This is a genomic window from Rhodococcus sp. D-6 (assembly GCF_040256695.1).
GTDB lineage: Bacteria > Actinomycetota > Actinomycetes > Mycobacteriales > Mycobacteriaceae > Rhodococcus > Rhodococcus pyridinivorans.
In genome coordinates this window covers 2,186,469-2,205,701 of record NZ_CP132970.1, presented here as the reverse complement: position 1 = coordinate 2,205,701, position 19,233 = coordinate 2,186,469, and the positions used below count along the sequence as shown (strand labels likewise).

Below are 19,233 nucleotides of genomic sequence, written 5' to 3'. Positions count from 1 at the left end.
GATCAGAAATAGCCCTCTCGCTTGCGGTCTTCCATCGCCGCTTCGGAAACCCGGTCGTCGCCGCGGGTGGCGCCGCGCTCGGTCAGTCGTGATGCCGCGACCTCGGCGAGGATCTCCTCGTTCGTGGAGGCCTCGGACAGGATCGCGCCGGTGGTCGATCCGTCGCCGACGGTGCGGTAGCGCACCGAACGCGTCTCGGGCTCTTCGCCCTCGGCCGGACCGCCCCAGACACCCGGGGTCATCCACATGCCGTCGCGGCGGTAGACGGGGCGCTCGTGCGCGTAGTAGATGCTCGCCAGTTCGACGTTCTCGCGGGCAATGTAGCGCCAGATGTCGAGCTCGGTGAAGTTGCTCAGCGGGAAGACACGCACGTGCTCCCCGGGTGCGTGCCGCCCGTTGTACAGATTCCACAACTCCGGACGCTGACGCTTCGGATCCCACTGGCCGAATGCGTTGCGCAGCGAGAAGATCCGCTCCTTGGCGCGCGAACGCTCCTCGTCGCGGCGGCCGCCACCGAAGACGGCGTCGAACCGGTTCTCCGAGATCGCGTCGAGCAGCGGCACGGTCTGCAGCGGGTTGCGGATGCCGTCGGGACGCTCGGTGAGCCGGCCGTCGGCGAGGTAGTCCTCGACACTCGCGACGTGCAGTCGGAGGTTGTACTTTTCGACGACGTGGTCGCGGAACTCGAGGACCTCGGGGAGGTTGTGGCCGGTGTCGACGTGCAACAGCGCGAAGGGCAGCGGCGCGGGCCAGAACGCTTTGATGGCGAGGTGCAGCAGGACGGTGGAGTCCTTGCCTCCCGAGAACAGGATGACGGGGCGTTCGAACTCGCCCGCGACCTCGCGGAAGACGTGGATCGCTTCCGACTCGAGGGCGTCGAGGGTGTCGAACCGGTTGCCGTCCAGCAGCGTCCGGGTCTCGGTGGGATTCGTATCGGTGAGTGTCATGAGGCGTGCAACCCGCATTCGGTCTTGGCTCGGCCGGCCCAGCGCCCGCTGCGCGGATCGGCTCCGGGAAGTGGTTTGGTGGTGCACGGGGCGCACCCGATGGACGGGTAGCCCTCGTCGACGAGCGGATTGACGAGGATCCCGTGTTCGTCGATGTAGTTCTGCATGTCCTCGTCGGACCATGCCGCGATCGGATTGATCTTCACCAGTCCGAACGCGTCGTCGAACGAGATGAGCGGTGAGTTCGCGCGGGTGGGCGCCTCGACACGGCGGATTCCGGTCACCCAGGCGCGGTAGCCCTTCAGGCTCTCCTTCAGCGGCACCACCTTGCGCAGGCGGCAGCACTCGTTCGGGTCGCGGGCGAACAGATCCTTGCCGAGCAGGGCGTCCTGCTCCGCGACGGACTGCTGCGCCCGGGCGTTGACGATGTTCACGCCGTACACCTGCTCCACCGCATCGCGCGTGCCGAGCGTCTCGGCGAAGTGGTAGCCGGTGTCGAGGAACAGCACGTCCACGCCGGGGCGCTGCTGCGCGGCCAGATGGACCAGGACACCGTCCTGCATGTTGGACGCGACGATGTACCCGCTACGTCCACCGTCGGTGGTGGGGGTACCGAAGGTCTCGTCCGTCCACCGCAGGAGTTCCTGCGCCGACGCACCTTCGAGTTCTGCCGCCCCCTGCGCGGCAATACTCCGGAGCTCGTCGATGTTCGTATCGATCGTCATCGCGTCCCTTCCCGATCCGTCTTCGTGTCGACCGCTGCAGCAGTGCCCGTCATCGCAGGTCTGCCTCCTCGGCGCGGACGACCCATTCGCCGAAGCGCTCGCCGGGCGTGCGCTCCTTGACGAAGGTGCGCACCACCCGCTCGATGTAGTCGCCGAGCTCGGCACTGGTGACCTTGTGCTGGCGCAGCTTGCGTCCGAACTTCGCGTCGAAGCCCAGCGCACCGCCGAGGTGCACCTGGAAACCTTCGACCTGGTTGCCCTCACCGTCGTCGACGAGTTGACCCTTGAAGCCGATGTCGGCGATCTGGGAGCGCGCACACGAGTTCGGGCAGCCGTTGATGTTGATCGTCACCGGGACGTCGAGCTGCGCGTTGATGTCGGCGAGACGCTCCTCGAGCTCGGGCACGAGGGCTTGCGAACGCTTGCGCGTCTCGACGAAGGACAGCTTGCAGAACTCGATTCCCGTGCACGCCATGAGATTCTTGCGCCACGGCGACGGCGAGGCCGGCAGACCCAGCGCCTCGAGCTCGGTGACGAGCTGCTCGACCTTGTCGTCGGCCACGTCGAGCACGATCAGCTTCTGGTATGGGGTGAACCGGATCCGGTCGGAACCCGCACGTTCGGCGGCGTCGGCGACCTTCGACAGGATCGTGCCCGAGACACGACCGGCGATCGGCGCGACACCCACGGCGTTGAGGCCGTTGCGTAGCTTCTGGATACCGACGTGATCGATGGGACGCTCCGGTGCGGCCGGGGCCGGGCCGTCGATGAGCGGACGCTTCAGGTACTCGGTCTCGAGCACCTCGCGGAACTTCTCGATGCCCCAGTCCTTGATGAGGAACTTCAGGCGTGCCTTGGACCGCAGCCGCCGGTAGCCGTAGTCGCGGAAGATCGCGACGACGCCTTCCCACACATCGGCGACCTCCTCGAGCGGCACCCAGGCGCCGACCCGCTGCGCGAGCATCGGGTTGGTGGACAGGCCGCCGCCGACCCACAGGTCGAAGCCGGGGCCGTGCTCGGGATGCTCGACGCCGATGAAGGCGACGTCGTTGATCTCGTGCACGACGTCCTGCTGGCCGGAGATCGCGGTCTTGAACTTGCGCGGCAGGTTCGAGTACTCGGGGTTGCCGATGTAGCGGCGCACGATCTCGTCGATCGCGGGGGTGCCGTCGATGATCTCGTCGAGGGACTCACCGGCGAGCGGCGAACCGAGCACGACGCGAGGGCAGTCGCCGCACGCCTCGGTGGTCTTCAGTCCGACCGATTCGAGACGACGCCAGATCTCGGGGACGTTCTCGACCTCGATCCAGTGGTACTGGACGTTCTCGCGGTCGGACAGGTCGGCGGTGTCGCGACCGAACTCGGTGGAGATACCGGCGATCGTCCGCAGCTGCGCGAGATTCAGGGCGCCGGCGTCGCAGCGCACCCGCATCATGAAGTACTTCGCCTCGAGCAGGTCGATGTTCTCGTCACCGGTGTAGGTGCCGTCGTAGCCCTGCTCGCGCTGGGTGTACAGACCCCACCAGCGGAAGCGGCCGCGCAGATCGCTCTTGTCGATTCCGTCGAAACCGGTTTGCGCATAGATGTTCTCGATACGCTTGCGGACGTTGAGCGGGTTGTCGTCCTTCTTCGTCTGCTCGTTGGCGTTGAGCGGCTCCCGGTAGCCGAGGGCCCACTGGCCTTCGGCGCGACGCTTGGCGGGACGCGCGCGGCGGGCGGGAGTGGCCGACTCGTCGGCGGGCGTGACGTCGGTGATCGACGACATACAGGGTCTCCTGATACTCGCTGGAACCGGATCGACGAGCGCAGGAGGGAGCTGACCTCGTGCACGCATGCTTCGACCCGGCGGGATCTGGGATGTGCCGGGGAGTGCCGACTAGAGACAGTCGGCGCAGAGACAAGCGGCGCAAGGCAGACAACAGGATGCGCAGACGCGTTTGAAGTCGACGTGGCGTCGCGCCACGAGTCGCACTCCGTGTCCTGTCATGCGGACCATTGTGCCATGTCACCGGGGCGATTCCGAATTGCGGGCGGTATTTCCACCCGATTTTCGGGAAATGTCGAGGTAGGGGCGTCGCGCGCGGAGCCGCCCTTCAGGTCTCTGGAACACTGGAGGGCGTGAACAGCACTGAGATCGGTCGACGCACCGGCACGGAAATCGGTATCGCGGGTCGTCCGGCCGGTCTCGAACTTCCCGCTTCGGCACTCGCAGGAGTGGGGACGCGACCGTTCGGTGTGTACGTGCACGTGCCCTTCTGCGCGACCCGCTGCGGCTACTGCGACTTCAACACCTACACGGCCGGGGAACTCGGCAGCGCGGCGTCGCCGCAGTCCTGGCTGGAGGGTCTGCGCCGCGAACTCGACGCCGGTGCCCGGCTGCTGTCCGAATCCGGACGACGGACTCCCGCTGCCGAGACGGTCTTCGTCGGCGGCGGAACACCCTCGCTGCTCGGCGCGGACGGTCTCGCGCAGGTGCTCGACGCGATCCGCGACTCGTTCGGGCTCGCTCCCGGCGCCGAGGTGACCACCGAATCGAACCCGGAGTCGACCTCCACGGAGTTCTTCTCGTCGATCCGCGAGGCCGGATACACCCGCGTGTCGCTCGGCATGCAGTCCGCGGCGCCCCACGTGCTGGCGGTCCTCGACCGCACCCACACACCCGGGCGTCCCGTCGCGGCGGCGAAGGAAGCGCGCGCGGCCGGTTTCGGCCACATCAACCTCGATCTGATCTACGGTACTCCCGGCGAGCGCGACGCCGACCTCGACGCCTCCCTCGACGCCGTGCTCGAAGCGGGGGTCGACCACGTCTCGGCGTACGCGCTCATCGTCGAGGACGGCACCGCCCTCGCTCGCCGTGTCCGTCGCGGCGAGCTGCCGGCTCCGGACGACGACGTGCTCGCATCGCGGTACGAGCGGATCGACGCGCGACTCGCCGACGCCGGGATGACCTGGTACGAGGTGTCCAACTGGGCGAAGGCCGATGATCCGTCGGCGCGCTGCGCCCACAACCTCGGTTACTGGGACGGCGGCGACTGGTGGGGCGCCGGGCCGGGCGCGCACAGCCACGTCGGTGGCGTGCGCTGGTGGAACGTCAAGCATCCCGCCCGTTACGCGTCGACCCTCGCCGACGGAGTCCTGCCCGTCGGGGGCAGCGAACACCTCACGGCCGAGGACCGGCACACCGAACTCGTCATGCTCACCGTCCGGCTGCGCACGGGCCTGCCGTTGTCGGAGCTCGACGACGGTGAGCGCGAGGCAGCAGAGACGGTGGTCGCCGACGGGCTCGCCGTGGAGCGCGACGATCAGCTCGTGCTGACCGACCGGGGCCGGCTGCTCGCCGACGCGGTGGTCCGCACCATCCTGCTCGGCGCGGACGACTGACCGTCCGGTCGCGTCATGCTGCTCCGACCGACCGGTCGCGTCATGCTGCTCCGATGCGCTCCGAGTCGTAGACCGACAGCCGCCCACGGTTCTCGACCACCGACACCTAGTACTTATCCGACTCGGTCCGGCCGTCGACGGTGACGAACGTGAGGGTGACGATCACACTCGACACATCGCGGGGCTCCACGGTATCCACCCCTGATCGGGCTATGCGGGCGACGGGCCCCGAACCTCGGCGCCCGGGTCGGGCACGCCACCGGGAATCAGCACGTCGTACTCGAAGACACGCACGTGCAGCACCGTCCGGTTCCGCAGCGCAGACTGCACGGCACGGTGGAGTCCGTCCTCGAGGTACAGCACGCCCTGCCACTGGACGGCGTGTGGGAACAGATCGCCGTAGAACGTCGAGTCCTCCGACAACAGCCGGTCGAGTTCGAGCACCTTCGTCGTCGTGACGATCTCGTCGAGGCGCACCTGGCGGGGCGGAATCCTCGACCAGTCGCGCAGAGACAGTCCGTGATCGGGATACGGCTTGCCGTCCCGGACGCCCTTGAAGATCATGTGAACACATTACGGGGGACGCGCCGAAGGCGTCGCTTCCGGTTCGGGGTGGTATCGCACACGTGCCCGACACCTTCGAGGTCGTCGCGCGATTAGACTGACAGGGTACGGCCCCGAGAGGTGCAGTCCTGCAGGCGGCGGAAACGGAGGTGGCGGGTTGTCGAGTACCGAGGAGCGGAGATTCACGGTCTTGCGCGCCATCGTGGCGGATTACGTGTCCACCAAGGAGCCGATCGGCTCCAAGACTCTCGTCGACCGGCACAATCTCGGAGTGTCCAGCGCCACGGTCCGCAACGACATGGCTGTGCTCGAAGCAGAGGGATACATCACACAGACCCACACGAGCTCGGGACGCGTGCCCACCGACAAGGGCTACCGCCAGTTCGTCGACAGGATCGCGGAGGTCAAACCGCTCTCGTCGGCCGAGCGCCGCGCAATCCTGCAGTTCCTCGAATCGGGCGTCGACCTCGACGACGTGCTGCGCCGCGCGGTGCGGTTGCTCGCGCAGCTCACCCGCCAGGTCGCGGTCGTGCAGTACCCGACGCTCTCCGCGTCGTCCGTGCGACATCTCGAGGTGGTCGGGCTGACACCGGCGCGGCTGCTGCTCGTGCTCATCACCGACTCGGGCCGCGTCGATCAGCGCATCGTCGAACTCGGCGACGTGATCGACGAGGACGGCCTGTCGCGGTTGCGTGAGCTGCTCGGCGGGGCATTGACCGGCAAGCGGCTCGCCGCGGCCTCCGTCGCAGTGACCGAGCTCGCCGACAACGCACCGGACGATCTGCGCGACGCGCTCATCCGGTGCACCACCGTGTTGGTGGAGACCCTCGTCGAGCACCCCGAGGAGCGTCTCGTGCTCGGCGGCACCGCCAATCTCACCCGCAACGCCGCCGACTTCGACGGCCACGGCATGCTTCCGGGCTCGTTGCGTACGGTCCTCGAAGCCCTCGAGGAGCAGGTCGTGGTGCTCAAACTGCTCGCGTCCAGCCAGGACGCAGGCCGGGTCACCGTCCGCATCGGTGAGGAGACCCAGTTCGAGGAGATGCGCACCACCTCGGTCGTGTCCACCGGTTACGGGGCCGCGGGTACGGTCTTCGGTGGTCTGGGGGTGCTCGGCCCCACCCGGATGGACTATCCGGGAACCATCGCATCGGTCGCCACCGTTGCGAGATATATCGGTGAGGTGCTCGGCGAACGCTGAGCACCGTCCATTTTGCTCTGTAGAACGACGTAAGGACGAGAACCAAACGTGGCACGGGACTACTACGGGACGCTCGGCGTGTCCAAGAACGCGACCGACCAGGAGATCAAACGGGCGTACCGCAAGTTGGCGCGCGAGCACCACCCGGATGTGAACCCCGACGAGTCGGCGCAGAAGCGTTTCCAGGAGATCTCGGCCGCCTACGAGGTGCTGTCGGATCCCGAGAAGCGACGCATCGTCGACCTCGGCGGCGACCCGCTCGAACCCGGTGGCGGCGGTGCGGGCGGCTTCGGCGGCGCCGGCTTCGGTGGCGGCCTCGGTGATGTCTTCGAGGCGTTCTTCGGTGGTGGGGCCGGCGGTTCCCGCGGTCCGCGCGGCCGCGTCCAGCCCGGCGCCGACTCGCTGCTCCGCACCCGCCTGACCCTCGAGGAATGCGCTCGCGGCGTCACCAAGACGGTCACGGTCGACACCGCGATCCTGTGCGACGCGTGCACCGGTTCCGGCACCCACGGCGATTCGAAGCCCGTGCGCTGCGAGACCTGCGGTGGCGCCGGTGAGGTTCAGTCCGTCCAGCGTTCCTTCCTCGGCCAGGTCATGACGTCCCGCCCGTGCCCCACCTGCCGCGGTGTCGGCGAGACGATCCCGGATCCCTGCCGCAAGTGCGGTGGTGACGGCCGCGTGCGCGCCCGCCGCGAGGTCACCGTCAAGGTGCCCGCCGGCGTCGGCAACGGGATGCGCATCCGCCTCGCGGCCCAGGGCGAGGTCGGCCCCGGCGGCGGTCCTGCCGGCGATCTCTACGTCGAGGTGCTCGAACAGCAGCACGAGGTTTTCGTGCGCGACGGCGACGACCTGCACTGCACCATCCGCGTGCCCATGGTCGACGCTGCGCTCGGCACCAAGGTGACGATCGAGACCATCCTCGACGGCCCCACCGAGATCACCATCGATCCCGGCACCCAGCCCGGTTCGGTCTCGGTGCTGCGCGGCCACGGCATGCCGAAGCTGCGCTCGGGTACGCGCGGCGACCTGCACGCGCATCTCGAGGTCGTGGTGCCGAGCAAGCTCGATCACAAGCAGACGAAGCTGCTCGAGGACCTGCGCCGGCACAGCGACCGGGAGCATGTCGAGGTCGTGACCACGGGTTCGCAGAACACCGGCGGCCTGTTCTCGCGCCTGCGCGACGCGTTCAGCGCCCGTTAGGTCGCTCGGGTGGCCGCGACACTGTTCTACCTCGACCCGCTGCCCGACGAGGGGCGGACGGCCGTGCTCGACGGCAAGGAGGGCCGGCACGCCGCGACGGTGCGCCGTATCGCGGTAGGCGAGCGGCTCGTGTTGTCCGACGGTGCCGGTGAGGTCGCCGACGTCGAGGTCACGGCGGTCGCGAAGGACCGGCTCGAAGCGCTCGTGCTCGGTCGTCGCGTTGTCGACCCGCCGCGTCCGAGCGTGACCGTCGTGCAGGCGCTGCCGAAGTCCGACCGGTCCGAACTCGCCGTCGAACTGGCCACCGAGGCCGGCGCCGACGAGTTCGTACCGTGGCAGTCGGTGCGCTGTGTCGCCCGGTGGGACGCCAAGGCGGACAAGGGTGTTGCCAAGTGGCAGGCGGTCGCGACGTCCGCGGCGAAGCAGTCGCGGCGCGCGCACGTGCCGACGGTGGCCGGGTTGCACCGCACACCCGAGGTCGTCGCACGGGTCCGCTCGGCCGTCGAGCGCGGCGACGTCGTCGCGGTGCTCCACGAATCCGCCACGATCCCCTTCGCCGATCTGCCCGTGCGCGACGTCGATTCGCTGACGCTGATCGTCGGTCCCGAAGGCGGACTCGACGACGCGGAGGTCGAGGCCCTCGTCGACGCGGGCGCGGTGGCCGTCGGTCTCGGCCCCACGGTGCTGCGCACCTCGACCGCCGCGGCCGTCGCACTCGGCGCGATCGGTGTGTTGACCGACCGGTGGCGTACCAGGCCCCTGCACTAGGGATCGCTTGCGGGTCCCGATTCTCTGTGCTGCGGGATCGCTTGCGGGTCCCGACCATACGTATCGAAGGAATTTCCTCTCTTGGCTCGTACGAAGATCGCCTACGGCACCCACTCGCAGCAGTTCGGGCACGTCTTCCTACCCGACCCCGCGACGGTGACGGGGCCCGTTCCCGCCGTCATGGTCGTTCACGGCGGTTCGTGGCACGGCCGCTACCAGCTCACCCTCGGTACGGCGCTGTCCGTGGAACTCGCGCGTCGCGGTGTGGTGGCGTGGAACGTCGAGTACCGCCGTCTCGAGGCCGGTGGCGCGTGGGACGAGATGTCCGCCGATGTGGTCGCGGCGTACGAGACGATCTTCACCGAGGTCGTTCCGCACGCGCAGCGCGGCGGTGTCGAGGTCGATCTCGACCGTGTGCGGCTCGTCGGTCACTCTGCGGGAGGCCAGCTGGCGGTGTGGCTCGCGGGTGAGTGCACGTCGGTGCGACCGGAATTCGTGGTTTCGCAGGCGGGTGCGCTCGACCTCGTCACCGCCGGGGAGCGCGGTCGTCGCGTGGAGGCGTTCGAGGCGCTCTTCGGTGCGTCCTACGCGGAGGCACCCGAGTGTTATCGGTCGGCCTCGCCGACGCACCGGCCGCCGATCGGTGTGCCGGTCGCGGTGCTGCACGGCACCGCCGACGAGCAGGTGTCGGTGAGTGTCGCGCACCGTTACGTCGACGCGGCCGACGCGGCAGGAGATCCGGTGTCGCTGGAGCTGTTCGACGGTGAGGATCACGTCGCCTTCCTGAACCGGAGCACCCGGGCCTGGGCGCGATCGCTCGACCTGCTCACCGTCCGGTCAGTGGCCGATCTCGGCCTCGCTGCCGGTGCGGGTGTGGAGTCCGCGGGGGAGTAGCGTGGTGACCGCCGCGGCGCCGATGAGCAGGACGATGCCGGCGACGAGGCTCGCGGACGAGATCGCCTCGGCGAACGCTGCGGACGACGCGTCGAGCAGCGGTTGTGCGTACGACGCCGCGAATGGGTTCGCTGCGAGTTCCTCCGCGACGATCGCCGCACCGCCCACCGAATCGCCGGCCGCCTCGATCGCCATCGCGGCCTGATCGGCCATCGGACCTGTCAGGTCCGCCAACGGCAATCCGTCGAGGAACCCGGAGATCTCGCGGTGATAGGTGGTCGCGAGGATCGAGCCGAGCACGGCGATGCCCAGAGACCCGCCGAATTCCACTGCGGTGTCGTTCAACCCGCCCGCCGCTCCGAGGTCCGAGTCGGGGAAGCCGCCCATGATCAGGTCGGTGGACGGGGATGTGGCCAGGCCGATGCCCAATCCGAGCAGCAACAACGAGATCAGAAAGGGCGTGAAGCCGGAGGCGCCGGCCGTGACGGTCAAGGTGAGGATGCCTGCCGCAGCGGCGACCATGCCCGTGCCCACGAGGGCCCGCGCACCGAGTCGGGGCGCGAACCGGCCGCTCAGCGCCGCGCCGAGCGAGACCGTCACCGCGAGGGGAAGCAGACGCAGACCGGTCTCGAGCGGGCCGTAACCGAGCACGAACTGGAACTGCTGCGCGACGAAGTAGATGGCGCCGAAGGCGACGAGGAAGAGCAGTAACACCGACACGCACGCACCGCCGACGGTCCGGTCCGCGACCCGACGCACGTCCAGCAACGGCCGGGGGTGGCGAAGTTCCCACACCACGAAGAGCACCGCGGCGATCACCGAGCCGATCGAGGTGGCGATCACCCCGGTGCCCCAACCGAAGTGGAACCCCTCGATGATCGCGTAGACGATTCCGCCGAGAGCAGCGACCGACAGGGCGCCGCCGACCCAGTCGGTGCGGGTGAGATCGTCCGCCTTCGAGGCCGGCACGAGGATCAGGGCCGCGATCGCCGCGAATGCCGCGATCGGCACGTTGATGAGGAAGGTCGAACCCCACGAGTTCGATTCGAGGAGCCATCCGGCGAGCAGGGGACCGAGCGCAATGGCGAGTCCGGACGTGGCGGCCCAGGCTGCGATCGCGCGGGCACGCTCGTGCACGGGGAACATCGCGACGAGCAGCGACAGTGTCGCAGGCATGATCACGGCGGCGCCCACCCCCATGACGATGCGCGCGACGATCACGTCGCCGGCGCTGTCGGCGAACGATCCGTAGACCGCGCCGGCGGCAAAGACGACCAGGCCCGCCAGCAACGCGCGACGTCGTCCGTATCGATCGCCGAGCACGCCGAACAGCAGCATCAGCGCGGCATAGGGGACGGTGTAGCCGTCGATGATCCACTGCATGTCGGCGCTGGTGAGTTGCAGTTCGCGCAGCATGCCGGGTGCGGCGACGATGAGCGAGGTGTTGGCCATCACGACGATGAGCAGGCTCAGGCACAGCACCGCCAGTCCGGCCCAGCGCAGCCGGTAGGGTTCCTTCGCTGCGGTCCCTCCTGCGAGGGTCACGGCAGTGGGCATGGGCTCTCCTCGGGTGCGACACGGGCCGGGACCTGAGCCCCGATCTACACGGTGGTGTGCAAGTTACGCAGCTGCACATCCGTGTGCAACTAAAATGAAAGACAGATCACAGTCGGCGGAAGAGGGCGAGAACGTGGAGAACTCGGTCACACGACCGCGAACCCGATTCAATGCGAACCGCATGCGCATACTCGACGCTGCGGTGATGTGCTTTGCGGCCGACTCCGACGCGAGCATGGACGATGTCGCCAAAGCCGCGGGTGTCGTCCGCCGCACCGTCTATGCGCACTTCCCCAACCGGGAAGCCCTCGTCGAGGGGATCGTCGACGACGCCTCGACCGCACTCGCCGAGGCTCTCGACCACCCCGAGCCGGACGATCCCGCGGTCGCGCTCGCGGTCGTGGCGTTGCGGACCTGGCCCATCGGCGACCGCTACCGCGTGCTGCTCTCCTTCGCCCGCAAGGAGATGGGAGAGCAGCGCATCGCCGAGCTGGTCTCCCCGGTGCGCTCACGTGTCCTCGGGCACGTCGAACGCGGCCTCGCGCAGAGTCAGCTCTCCGACTACCTCCCGGCGCCCGTGCTCGTAGGGATGATGGAGGGCCTGACGATGGCCACACTCGAGCAGGCCAATCTCGGGCTGGTGGACGACTCGGGCGACACGATCGTCCTGGGCAATCTCGTGCTCGGTGGGGTCTCACCCGACCGGGCACCCGGGATCCTCGCCGAGGCACGGCGGTGGCTCGCGGAGGCGGGTTCTGGTGAAGGCGGAATCCAACCCCGCTGAAACTCCCTGTTGCGGGAGGGTGCGCTTCGTCCGGCGCTAGACTGGCACGAACACGACGACCGTCGTGCAGGAGCCGAACCGAAAGCAGGACGTACCGTCCACGTGAGTGAACCAGACCGACCCCACGAGCCCCCCGAATTCGAGCCGACCACGGTCAAATCGAGCCTCGACCTCCCCTCGGAGGCCGCAGCGCCCCTGCTCGGAGCCGCGGACGAGAATCTGATCGCCCTCGAAGCCCTCCTGGCGGCGGACATCCACGTGCGGGGCAACACCGTCACGCTGACCGGAGCGCCCGCCGACGTCGCCCTCGCGGAACGTGCGCTCGCCGAACTCGTCACCATCGTCCGTCGCGGACAATCGCTCGCGCCCGACGCCGTGCGTCGCACCGTGGGCATGCTCACCCAGGGGCTCTCCGAGTCGCCGGCCGACGTGCTCAGCCTCGACATTCTGTCGCGGCGCGGGAAGACGATCCGGCCCAAGACCCTGAACCAGAAGCGGTACGTCGACGCGATCGATGCCCACACCATCGTTTTCGGTGTCGGACCGGCTGGTACGGGCAAGACCTATCTCGCCATGGCAAAGGCCGTGCAGGCGCTGCAGACCAAGCAGGTCAACCGCATCATCCTCACGCGTCCCGCCGTCGAGGCAGGGGAGCGGCTCGGCTTCCTGCCGGGCACCCTGCACGAGAAGATCGACCCGTATCTGCGTCCACTGCACGACGCGCTGCACGACATGATGGATCCCGAGGCGATCCCGAAGCTCATGCAGGCCGGGGTCATCGAGGTCGCACCCCTGGCGTACATGCGTGGCCGCACCCTGAACGATGCGTTCATCATCCTCGACGAGGCGCAGAACACCACCGCCGAACAGATGAAGATGTTCCTCACGCGTCTGGGCTTCAATTCCAAGATCGTCGTGACGGGCGACATCACGCAGATCGACCTGCCCGGCGGCGCCCGTTCGGGTCTCGCCGCCGCCACCGAGATCCTCGACGGCATCGACGACATCCACATCGCGCGACTCGACAGCAGCGACGTCGTGCGGCACCGGCTCGTCTCCGACATCGTCGACGCCTACAGCCGTTTCGAGGCCACCCGCGACGGCGACGGGATCCCCGGCAACCGTGCTCAACGTCGCGCGCAGCGGGTGCAGCGTCGATGAACACCCTTGTAGATCAACCGAATACCGTCGTGCAGAAGGAACTCCAGTCATGAGCATCGAGATCTCGAACGAATCGGGAATGGACGTCTCGGAGGAGGAGCTCCTCGACGTCGCCCGTTTCGTGATCGCCCGGATGGATGTGCATCCGGCGGCGGAGTTGTCGATGGTGCTCGTGGACCTCGACACCATGGCCGATCTGCACGTGCGGTGGATGGACCTTCCCGGCCCCACCGACGTGATGTCGTTCCCCATGGACGAACTCGAGCCCGGGGGGCGTCCGGACGCTCCCGAACCGGGACCGTCGATGCTCGGCGACATCGTGCTGTGTCCGCAGTTCGCCGCCGACCAGGCGGCGAAGGCCGGTCACCCGGTGGCCCACGAACTCGCCCTGCTCACCGTGCACGGCATGCTCCACCTCCTCGGCTACGACCACGCCGAACCGGAGGAGGAGAAGGAGATGTTCGGCCTGCAGAACCAGCTCCTCGCCGAGTGGTACGAGGAGATCCGCCGCGCCGAGCACGAGGCGCGGCTCGCCGCCCGCGACCGGAAGTTGCTGGGCAAGGCCGGTTTCGTCGACACCCCCGAATCATGAGCGGCGACAGTGCGAGCCATCGTGATCGGACGGCACCGATCGAGGGAGTGACGATCGCGTGAGTACCGTGCCCCTCGTCGTCCTGGCGGTCGTCCTGGTGGTGCTCGGCGGCCTGTTCGCCGCTGTCGATTCCGCGCTCAACACCGTATCCGCGGCGCGCGCCGAGGAACTCGCGAAGGAGGGCCGCCCCAGTGCGCGCCGCCTGCTCGGTCTGCTCGACGATCGGCCCCGCTACGTCAATCTGACGGTGCTGCTGCGCATCCTCTGCGAGATCACCGCCACCGTCGTGCTCGTCGGTGCGTTGCTCGCCGTGCTCGACCGCACATGGGCGCTCGTCGTGGGCGCTACGGTGATGGTGATCGTCGACTACGTCGTGATCGGGGTCAGCCCGCGCACGCTCGGACGCCAGCACGCGTACCCGATCGCGCTCGCCGCCACCGGACCGCTGCGGGTACTCGGTGTCCTGCTCGGTCCGATCAGCCGAATCCTCATCAGCGTAGGCAATGCGGTCACACCCGGTCGCGGTTTCAGGAACGGCCCGTTCTCCAACGAGATCGAGCTGCGCGAACTGGTCGATCTCGCTCAGGAGAGCGGGGTCGTGGCCGACGAGGAACGCCGGATGATCCAGTCGGTGTTCGACTTCGGCGACACCACCGCTCGCGAGATCATGGTTCCACGCCCCGAGATGGTGTGGATCGAGGAGACCAAGACGGCCGGTCAGGCCACCTCGCTCGCCGTCCGCAGCGGGCACTCGCGGATCCCGGTGATCGGTGAGAACGTCGACGACATCCGCGGTGTCGTCTACCTCAAGGATCTCGTCCAGCAGACCTACTACCACCGCGACGGCGGACGCAGCGTCTCCGTCGCCGACGTCATGCGACCGGCGGTCTTCGTGCCGGATTCGAAGCGCCTCGACGATCTGCTCGCCGACATGCAGCGCGACCGCAACCACATGGCGATCCTCGTCGACGAATACGGCGGCATCGCCGGTCTCGTGACGATCGAGGACGTCATCGAGGAGATCGTCGGCGAGATCGCCGACGAGTACGACACCGGGGAGATCCCCGACGTCGAGGAACTCGGCGACGACACCTACCGCGTTTCCGCGCGACTTCCCGTCGAGGACCTCGGCGAACTGTTCGACATCGACATCGAGGACGACGAGGTCGACACCGTCGGCGGACTCCTCGGCTACGAACTCGGCCGAGTTCCTCTGCCGGGTGCGGAGGTACGGACCCACGGCCTGCTGCTCCGCGGCGAGGGCGGACCGGACGTCCGCGGGCGGGTGCGTGTGAGCACCGTCTTCGTGCAGCGCGTCAGCCCCGAAGAAGAACCCACCGATACCGATACGGCCACCACCGAGGAGCATGCATGACCGACACCGACTTCCGTTCCGGCTTCATCTGTTTCGTCGGCCGGCCCAACACCGGGAAGTCGACGCTCACGAATGCGCTCGTCGGCAGCAAGATCGCGATCACCTCGTCGCGCCCGCAGACCACCCGCCACACCATCCGCGGCATCGTCCACCGCGACAACGCCCAGCTCATCCTCGTGGACACCCCGGGACTGCACCGCCCGCGCACCCTGCTCGGCCAGCGGCTCAACGACCTGGTGCAGGACACCTACTCCGAGGTCGACGCGATCGGCATGTGCTTCCCCGCCGACGAGAAGATCGGCCCCGGCGACCGCTGGATCCTCGAGCAGGTGCGCCACATGGCGCCGAAGACCCCGGTCATCGGCATTGTCACGAAGATCGACAAGGTGGGCAAACAGCAGGTCGCCGCGCAGTTGCTCGCCGTGTCGAAGCTCCTCGGCGAGAACTGCGAGGTCGTGCCGGTCTCCGCGGCCTCGGGTGAGCAGGTCGAGGTCCTCGTCGACGTCCTCGTCTCGCACATGGAACCCGGACCGGCCTTCTATCCCGACGGCGAGCTCACCGACGAGCCGGAAGAGACCCTCATGGCCGAGCTCATCCGCGAGGCCGCCCTCGAAGGTCTCGGCGACGAGCTGCCCCACTCGCTCGCCGTCGTGATCGAGGAGATCACCGAACGCGAGGGTCGCACCGAGAAGCAGGGCGAGATGCTCGACGTGCACGCCCTGCTCTACGTCGAACGGCCGAGCCAGAAGGGCATCGTCATCGGCAAGGGGGGCGCGCGGCTGCGCGAAGTGGGCACCGCCGCACGCACCCAGATCGAGAAGCTCCTCGGCGTGAAGATCTACCTCGACCTGCACGTGAAGGTCGCGAAGGACTGGCAGCGAGACCCCAAACAGCTGGGCCGTCTGGGATTCTGACGCCGAGCCCTACGGGGTGGACGCGGTGATCGGCCGGGCGACCCACATCGACGCGAGGTAGGTCGGTGCCGACGAACGCGCTGAAGCGGTCGATCAGTTCCGCCGGCCGCGGTGTCATGGCGACGGCGGCGGAGACGTCGAAGCGGCGACAGCGGCGACGAGCAATCCGCTCACCACCGGGATCGCGAGTCGTCGCACGAGATCTCCGACCGGGACGCGGCAGAAGCCCGCGGCCACGATCAGCGACGACCAGATGACGCGGGTGCCGCCGCCGGTCCAGGTCGCGGCGTTCTGCGCAAGGGCGGCAAGCGTTGCGGTGTCCGTTCCGGCCTGCGGGGCGAGCGCAGCGGCGATACCACCGGTAAGCGGCAGACCGGCCCAGCCGGAGCCGTCCAGACCGATGAGCATGCCGATCAGGATCATGCTGAACGCGGCGAAGAGACCGTTGTCGGGAATGCGGGTCTGGATGCTCTCGACGGCGTCGAACAGGAAGGCCGGCCCGGTGCCGTCCTCGAGTCCCAGGATCGAACCGGAGTAGTCGGGGATGCCGGGGTACACGAATCCGGCCACCGGCAGGATGATTCCCATGGCCTTGAACGCGTGGACCAAGCCGTCGACGAAATGGGTGGCGCAATGTTCGAGGGCCACGCCCTGTCCGGAAATCGCGAGGGCGATCAAGGCCGAGCGGCGGCAGCCCGGCCTTGATCGCCGCCGGGAGCAGCCCGGCCTTGATCGCCGCCGGGAGCAGCACGGCACCGATGATCGCGAGAGCAGGTGTGGGCAGAAGAACAACGACAGCAGATAGGTGACGACGAACAGCACGACGTAGGCGATACGGCCGTTGATCATCCAGCGCCCGAAGGGACGCACCATGAGTTCGTCGGCGCCGATGGTGCAGCATCGCCGCGAGCATCGATGGGCGGCACCGCCGTCGTCGGCCGGAACATGTCGATCTCGAAGAGTCGGACAGGACTCGGCAATCGGCCGACGAACCACTCGCGACGCGAAAGAACTGTGCACACGGCATGATTCGTGACGGTGGTGTTTCGTCGCGGACGCGGATGTGAACGCGTCGTCACGCCGGGGCCGGTGACCGAAGGGAACTCAGCGACGCGTGGCCGCCGCGCCGTGCAGCAGCAGCAGAACGGCCTCCGACAGATCCGGCTCCGTACCCGTCGACAGGCGGCGCAGTTGCAACCCGGTGATGGTCGCGACGACCGTCGGGGCGATCGTCTCCGGATCCGGCACTCCCAGCGCGGAAAGGACGGAGGCAGTCAACGCGTCGTAGGCACGCCAGCAGCGTTCGGCGACCCGCCGCAGTTCCTCGTCGCGCCCCGCCTGCACATAGAGCTCGAAGGGGGCAATGCGTTCGGCCGTGAAGGTCAGGTCGTGGGCGACGCGTTCGGTGAGTTCGGCGGCCTCCGTCAGCGACAGGGCCCGGGATCGATACTGCTCGGCGAGTTCTCGCAGCCGCTCGGTCTCCTCGTCGACGAAGAACTCGAGCGCGGCGCGCAGCAGGTCGGCCTGGGTGGGGAAATGGTAGGTGATCGAACCGAGCGACACTTCGGCGCGCGCCGCGATGCGCCGGTTCGTCACCCCGGCGACCCCGTCGGTGCCGACGAGGTACAGGGTGGCGTGGACGATCCGCGAGCGGGCGTCGTCGCGCGTGGTCACCACCATCGCTCCGGGGTGTGTTCGTGCCAGCGCAGCACCGATTCGAGTTGGGAGGCGAGGGACACCAGCAGCGGTTCGGAGTTCGCCGGGCCGAGCAGCTGGGCACCCACCGGCAGTCGCTCCTCGGTGAAACCCGCGGGGACGTTGATCGCGGGCCAGCCCAGCACGTTCCACGGCCACGCGTAGGGGCATGCGCCGGTGATGACCTTGTCGGTCGCCCAGCCGCCGATGCCGTCGATCGCCGTCACCGGCAGCGGCGGTGTGGCAGTGGTGGGGGCGAGTACGACGTCGAACCGGTCGAAGATGCGGCCGACCCGACGGTGCAGTCGCGGTTCGACCGCGCGCGCCGCCCGCAACGGATAACCGTGCAGGAACCGGCCGGTGCGGGCGTTGGCGCGGGTGCGCACGTCGGCGAGGGACGGGTCGGGCAGGCGGTACAACCAATCCTCGATACCGGCCATGGATCGAGGGAGGAAGGTGAGACCGAACGTCATTCCGTAGTCGGGATCGGCGAGCGTCACCTCGTGGCCGAGATCGCGCAGTACCGCGGCGAGTGCGGCGATGCGGGTGCGGACGCGGGCGTCGAGGCTGGTGGGTGTCGCGGTGAACGGGATCTTCAGCGACAGAGCGATGTTCAGTCTGCCGGGATCTCGTCCCACGGCGTCGGAGACGGTCAGCGGCGCGCACGCGTGCCGGTCGCCGGGGTGGTTCCCGGACACGACGTCGAGGAGCAGGGCCGCGTCGGCGACCGTGCGGGCGAGTGGGCCGTGCGTGGTGAGTCCGTTGAAGGATTCGGCGTCGGGCCACATGGAGATCCGGCCGCGTTGGGGCTTGATGCCGACGAGATTGGACCACGAGGCGGGGATGCGGACCGATCCGGCGCCGTCGGATCCCAGGGCGGCCGGCACGAGTCCCGCCGCGACGGCCGCGGCGCTGCCACCCGACGAGCCGCCGGGGGTGTGGTCGCGCGACCACGCGCTGCGGGTGTGCCCGAAGGCGTCGCCGCCGGTGAGCGGCCACTGGCCGAGTTCGGGGGAGTGGGTCTTGCCGACGATCACCGCGCCGGCGGCCCGCAGGCGACGCACCACCTCGGCGTCGGTGTCCTTCGGGGCGAAGGTGCCGGCGCAGCCGAACATCGTCGTCTCGCCGACGATGTCGGTGTCGTCCTTGATCGCGATGGGGACACCCAGCAGGGGGAGGCGTTCGCCGTTCGCGCGGCGCCGGTCGGCCTCGCGGGCCTCGTCGAGTGCGGTGGTGCGGCGCACGACGCGGAAGGCGTTCAGGTGCGGTTGCGATTCGTCGATCCGGTCGAGGCTCGCACGGACGAGGTCCGTGGAGGTGGTCTCGCCGCGGTCGAGTGCCTCGACGGTCGCCTTCAGGTCGCGCAGGTCGGTTCGAGCGTCCATTCGTTCCCCCGTTCGTTCGAACGAACAATAACGCGTTCCCGTTCTGGGTGTCGAGTCCCTTCGTGGACCGTCCCGTGTCACCGCGACATG

The 19,233-nt window shown here is 68.5% G+C and carries 18 protein-coding genes; 10 read left to right on the top strand and 8 right to left on the bottom strand.

Features of this window, described 5'->3' with window-relative positions; genetic code table 11:
* Positions 1-2: 2 nt before the first annotated feature.
* The 3 genes from cysD to RBB84_RS10395 are packed head-to-tail and all read right to left on the bottom strand — an operon-like array spanning position 3 to position 3,437.
* Entirely contained in the window at positions 3-947 is a 945-nt protein-coding gene (gene cysD, locus RBB84_RS10405; RefSeq protein WP_006554489.1) for a sulfate adenylyltransferase subunit CysD, read from the bottom strand.
* Positions 944-1,672: a phosphoadenylyl-sulfate reductase gene (locus tag RBB84_RS10400; RefSeq protein WP_006554488.1), complete on the bottom strand. Its 729-nt coding sequence runs from the start codon at positions 1,670-1,672 to the stop codon at positions 944-946. The genes cysD and RBB84_RS10400 overlap by 4 nt, the downstream gene beginning before the upstream one ends.
* 49 nt (positions 1,673-1,721) lie before the next feature.
* The gene (locus RBB84_RS10395; RefSeq protein WP_019288351.1) at positions 1,722-3,437 is read right to left on the bottom strand and encodes a nitrite/sulfite reductase; all 1,716 of its coding nucleotides are present in this window, start codon (positions 3,435-3,437) and stop codon (positions 1,722-1,724) included.
* A gap of 368 nt (positions 3,438-3,805) precedes the next feature.
* On the opposite strand from RBB84_RS10395, the gene hemW reads away from it, so the two are divergent.
* Positions 3,806-5,053: a radical SAM family heme chaperone HemW gene (gene hemW, locus RBB84_RS10390; RefSeq protein WP_052040104.1), complete on the top strand. Its 1,248-nt coding sequence runs from the start codon at positions 3,806-3,808 to the stop codon at positions 5,051-5,053.
* Between the two features lie 210 nt (positions 5,054-5,263).
* Here hemW and RBB84_RS10385 read toward each other — a convergent pair whose 3' ends face one another.
* A complete protein-coding gene (locus tag RBB84_RS10385; RefSeq protein ID WP_006554485.1) occupies positions 5,264-5,617 on the bottom strand; it encodes a type II toxin-antitoxin system VapB family antitoxin in 354 nt (117 codons plus the stop codon).
* 157 nt (positions 5,618-5,774) lie between these two features.
* Between RBB84_RS10385 and hrcA the strand changes: the two genes are divergently transcribed.
* The 4 genes from hrcA (at position 5,775) to RBB84_RS10365 (ending at position 9,680) form a co-directional block, all read left to right on the top strand.
* Positions 5,775-6,818 carry a heat-inducible transcriptional repressor HrcA gene (hrcA, locus tag RBB84_RS10380; protein WP_006554484.1) on the top strand — a complete coding sequence of 348 codons (1,044 nt, stop codon included), beginning with the start codon at positions 5,775-5,777 and terminating at the stop codon, positions 6,816-6,818.
* Between the two features lie 48 nt (positions 6,819-6,866).
* Positions 6,867-8,018, top strand: a complete 1,152-nt coding sequence (gene dnaJ, locus RBB84_RS10375) for a molecular chaperone DnaJ (protein WP_006554483.1) — start codon at positions 6,867-6,869, stop codon at positions 8,016-8,018.
* A 9-nt stretch (positions 8,019-8,027) separates the two neighbouring features.
* The gene (locus RBB84_RS10370; protein ID WP_033097762.1) at positions 8,028-8,786 is read left to right on the top strand and encodes a 16S rRNA (uracil(1498)-N(3))-methyltransferase; all 759 of its coding nucleotides are present in this window, start codon (positions 8,028-8,030) and stop codon (positions 8,784-8,786) included.
* Between the two features lie 81 nt (positions 8,787-8,867).
* A complete protein-coding gene (locus RBB84_RS10365) occupies positions 8,868-9,680 on the top strand; it encodes a prolyl oligopeptidase family serine peptidase (protein WP_033097763.1) in 813 nt (270 codons plus the stop codon).
* On the opposite strand, the gene RBB84_RS10360 is transcribed toward RBB84_RS10365, so the two are convergent.
* Positions 9,624-11,237, bottom strand: coding sequence for an MFS transporter (locus RBB84_RS10360; RefSeq protein ID WP_052040097.1), 1,614 nt, complete (start codon positions 11,235-11,237; stop codon positions 9,624-9,626). The two genes, RBB84_RS10365 and RBB84_RS10360, sit on opposite strands and share 57 nt — an antisense overlap.
* A gap of 181 nt (positions 11,238-11,418) precedes the next feature.
* On the opposite strand from RBB84_RS10360, the gene RBB84_RS10355 reads away from it, so the two are divergent.
* The 5 genes from RBB84_RS10355 to era all read left to right on the top strand — a co-directional run bounded on the left by RBB84_RS10355 (position 11,419) and on the right by era (position 16,063).
* The gene (locus RBB84_RS10355; RefSeq protein ID WP_170318574.1) at positions 11,419-12,021 is read left to right on the top strand and encodes a TetR/AcrR family transcriptional regulator; all 603 of its coding nucleotides are present in this window, start codon (positions 11,419-11,421) and stop codon (positions 12,019-12,021) included.
* A gap of 102 nt (positions 12,022-12,123) precedes the next feature.
* Entirely contained in the window at positions 12,124-13,182 is a 1,059-nt protein-coding gene (locus RBB84_RS10350; protein ID WP_006554479.1) for a PhoH family protein, read from the top strand.
* A gap of 49 nt (positions 13,183-13,231) precedes the next feature.
* Complete coding sequence (gene ybeY / locus RBB84_RS10345; protein ID WP_006554478.1) at positions 13,232-13,774, top strand: rRNA maturation RNase YbeY; 543 nt, start codon at positions 13,232-13,234, stop codon at positions 13,772-13,774.
* A 58-nt stretch (positions 13,775-13,832) separates the two neighbouring features.
* Positions 13,833-15,149 (top strand): hemolysin family protein, encoded by a 1,317-nt coding sequence (locus RBB84_RS10340; protein ID WP_033097765.1) that lies wholly within the window; start codon positions 13,833-13,835, stop codon positions 15,147-15,149.
* A complete protein-coding gene (gene era, locus RBB84_RS10335) occupies positions 15,146-16,063 on the top strand; it encodes a GTPase Era (RefSeq protein ID WP_024101353.1) in 918 nt (305 codons plus the stop codon). The genes RBB84_RS10340 and era overlap by 4 nt, the downstream gene beginning before the upstream one ends.
* A gap of 114 nt (positions 16,064-16,177) precedes the next feature.
* Here era and RBB84_RS10330 read toward each other — a convergent pair whose 3' ends face one another.
* From RBB84_RS10330 to RBB84_RS10320, 3 genes are all read right to left on the bottom strand, one after another.
* Entirely contained in the window at positions 16,178-16,936 is a 759-nt protein-coding gene (locus RBB84_RS10330; protein WP_052040098.1) for a hypothetical protein, read from the bottom strand.
* 231 nt (positions 16,937-17,167) lie between these two features.
* Positions 17,168-17,743 (bottom strand): TetR family transcriptional regulator, encoded by a 576-nt coding sequence (locus RBB84_RS10325; protein ID WP_033097766.1) that lies wholly within the window; start codon positions 17,741-17,743, stop codon positions 17,168-17,170.
* Positions 17,734-19,143, bottom strand: a complete 1,410-nt coding sequence (locus tag RBB84_RS10320) for an amidase (RefSeq protein ID WP_006554473.1) — start codon at positions 19,141-19,143, stop codon at positions 17,734-17,736. Before RBB84_RS10320 ends, RBB84_RS10325 begins: the two co-directional genes overlap by 10 nt.
* Positions 19,144-19,233 lie beyond the last annotated feature (90 nt).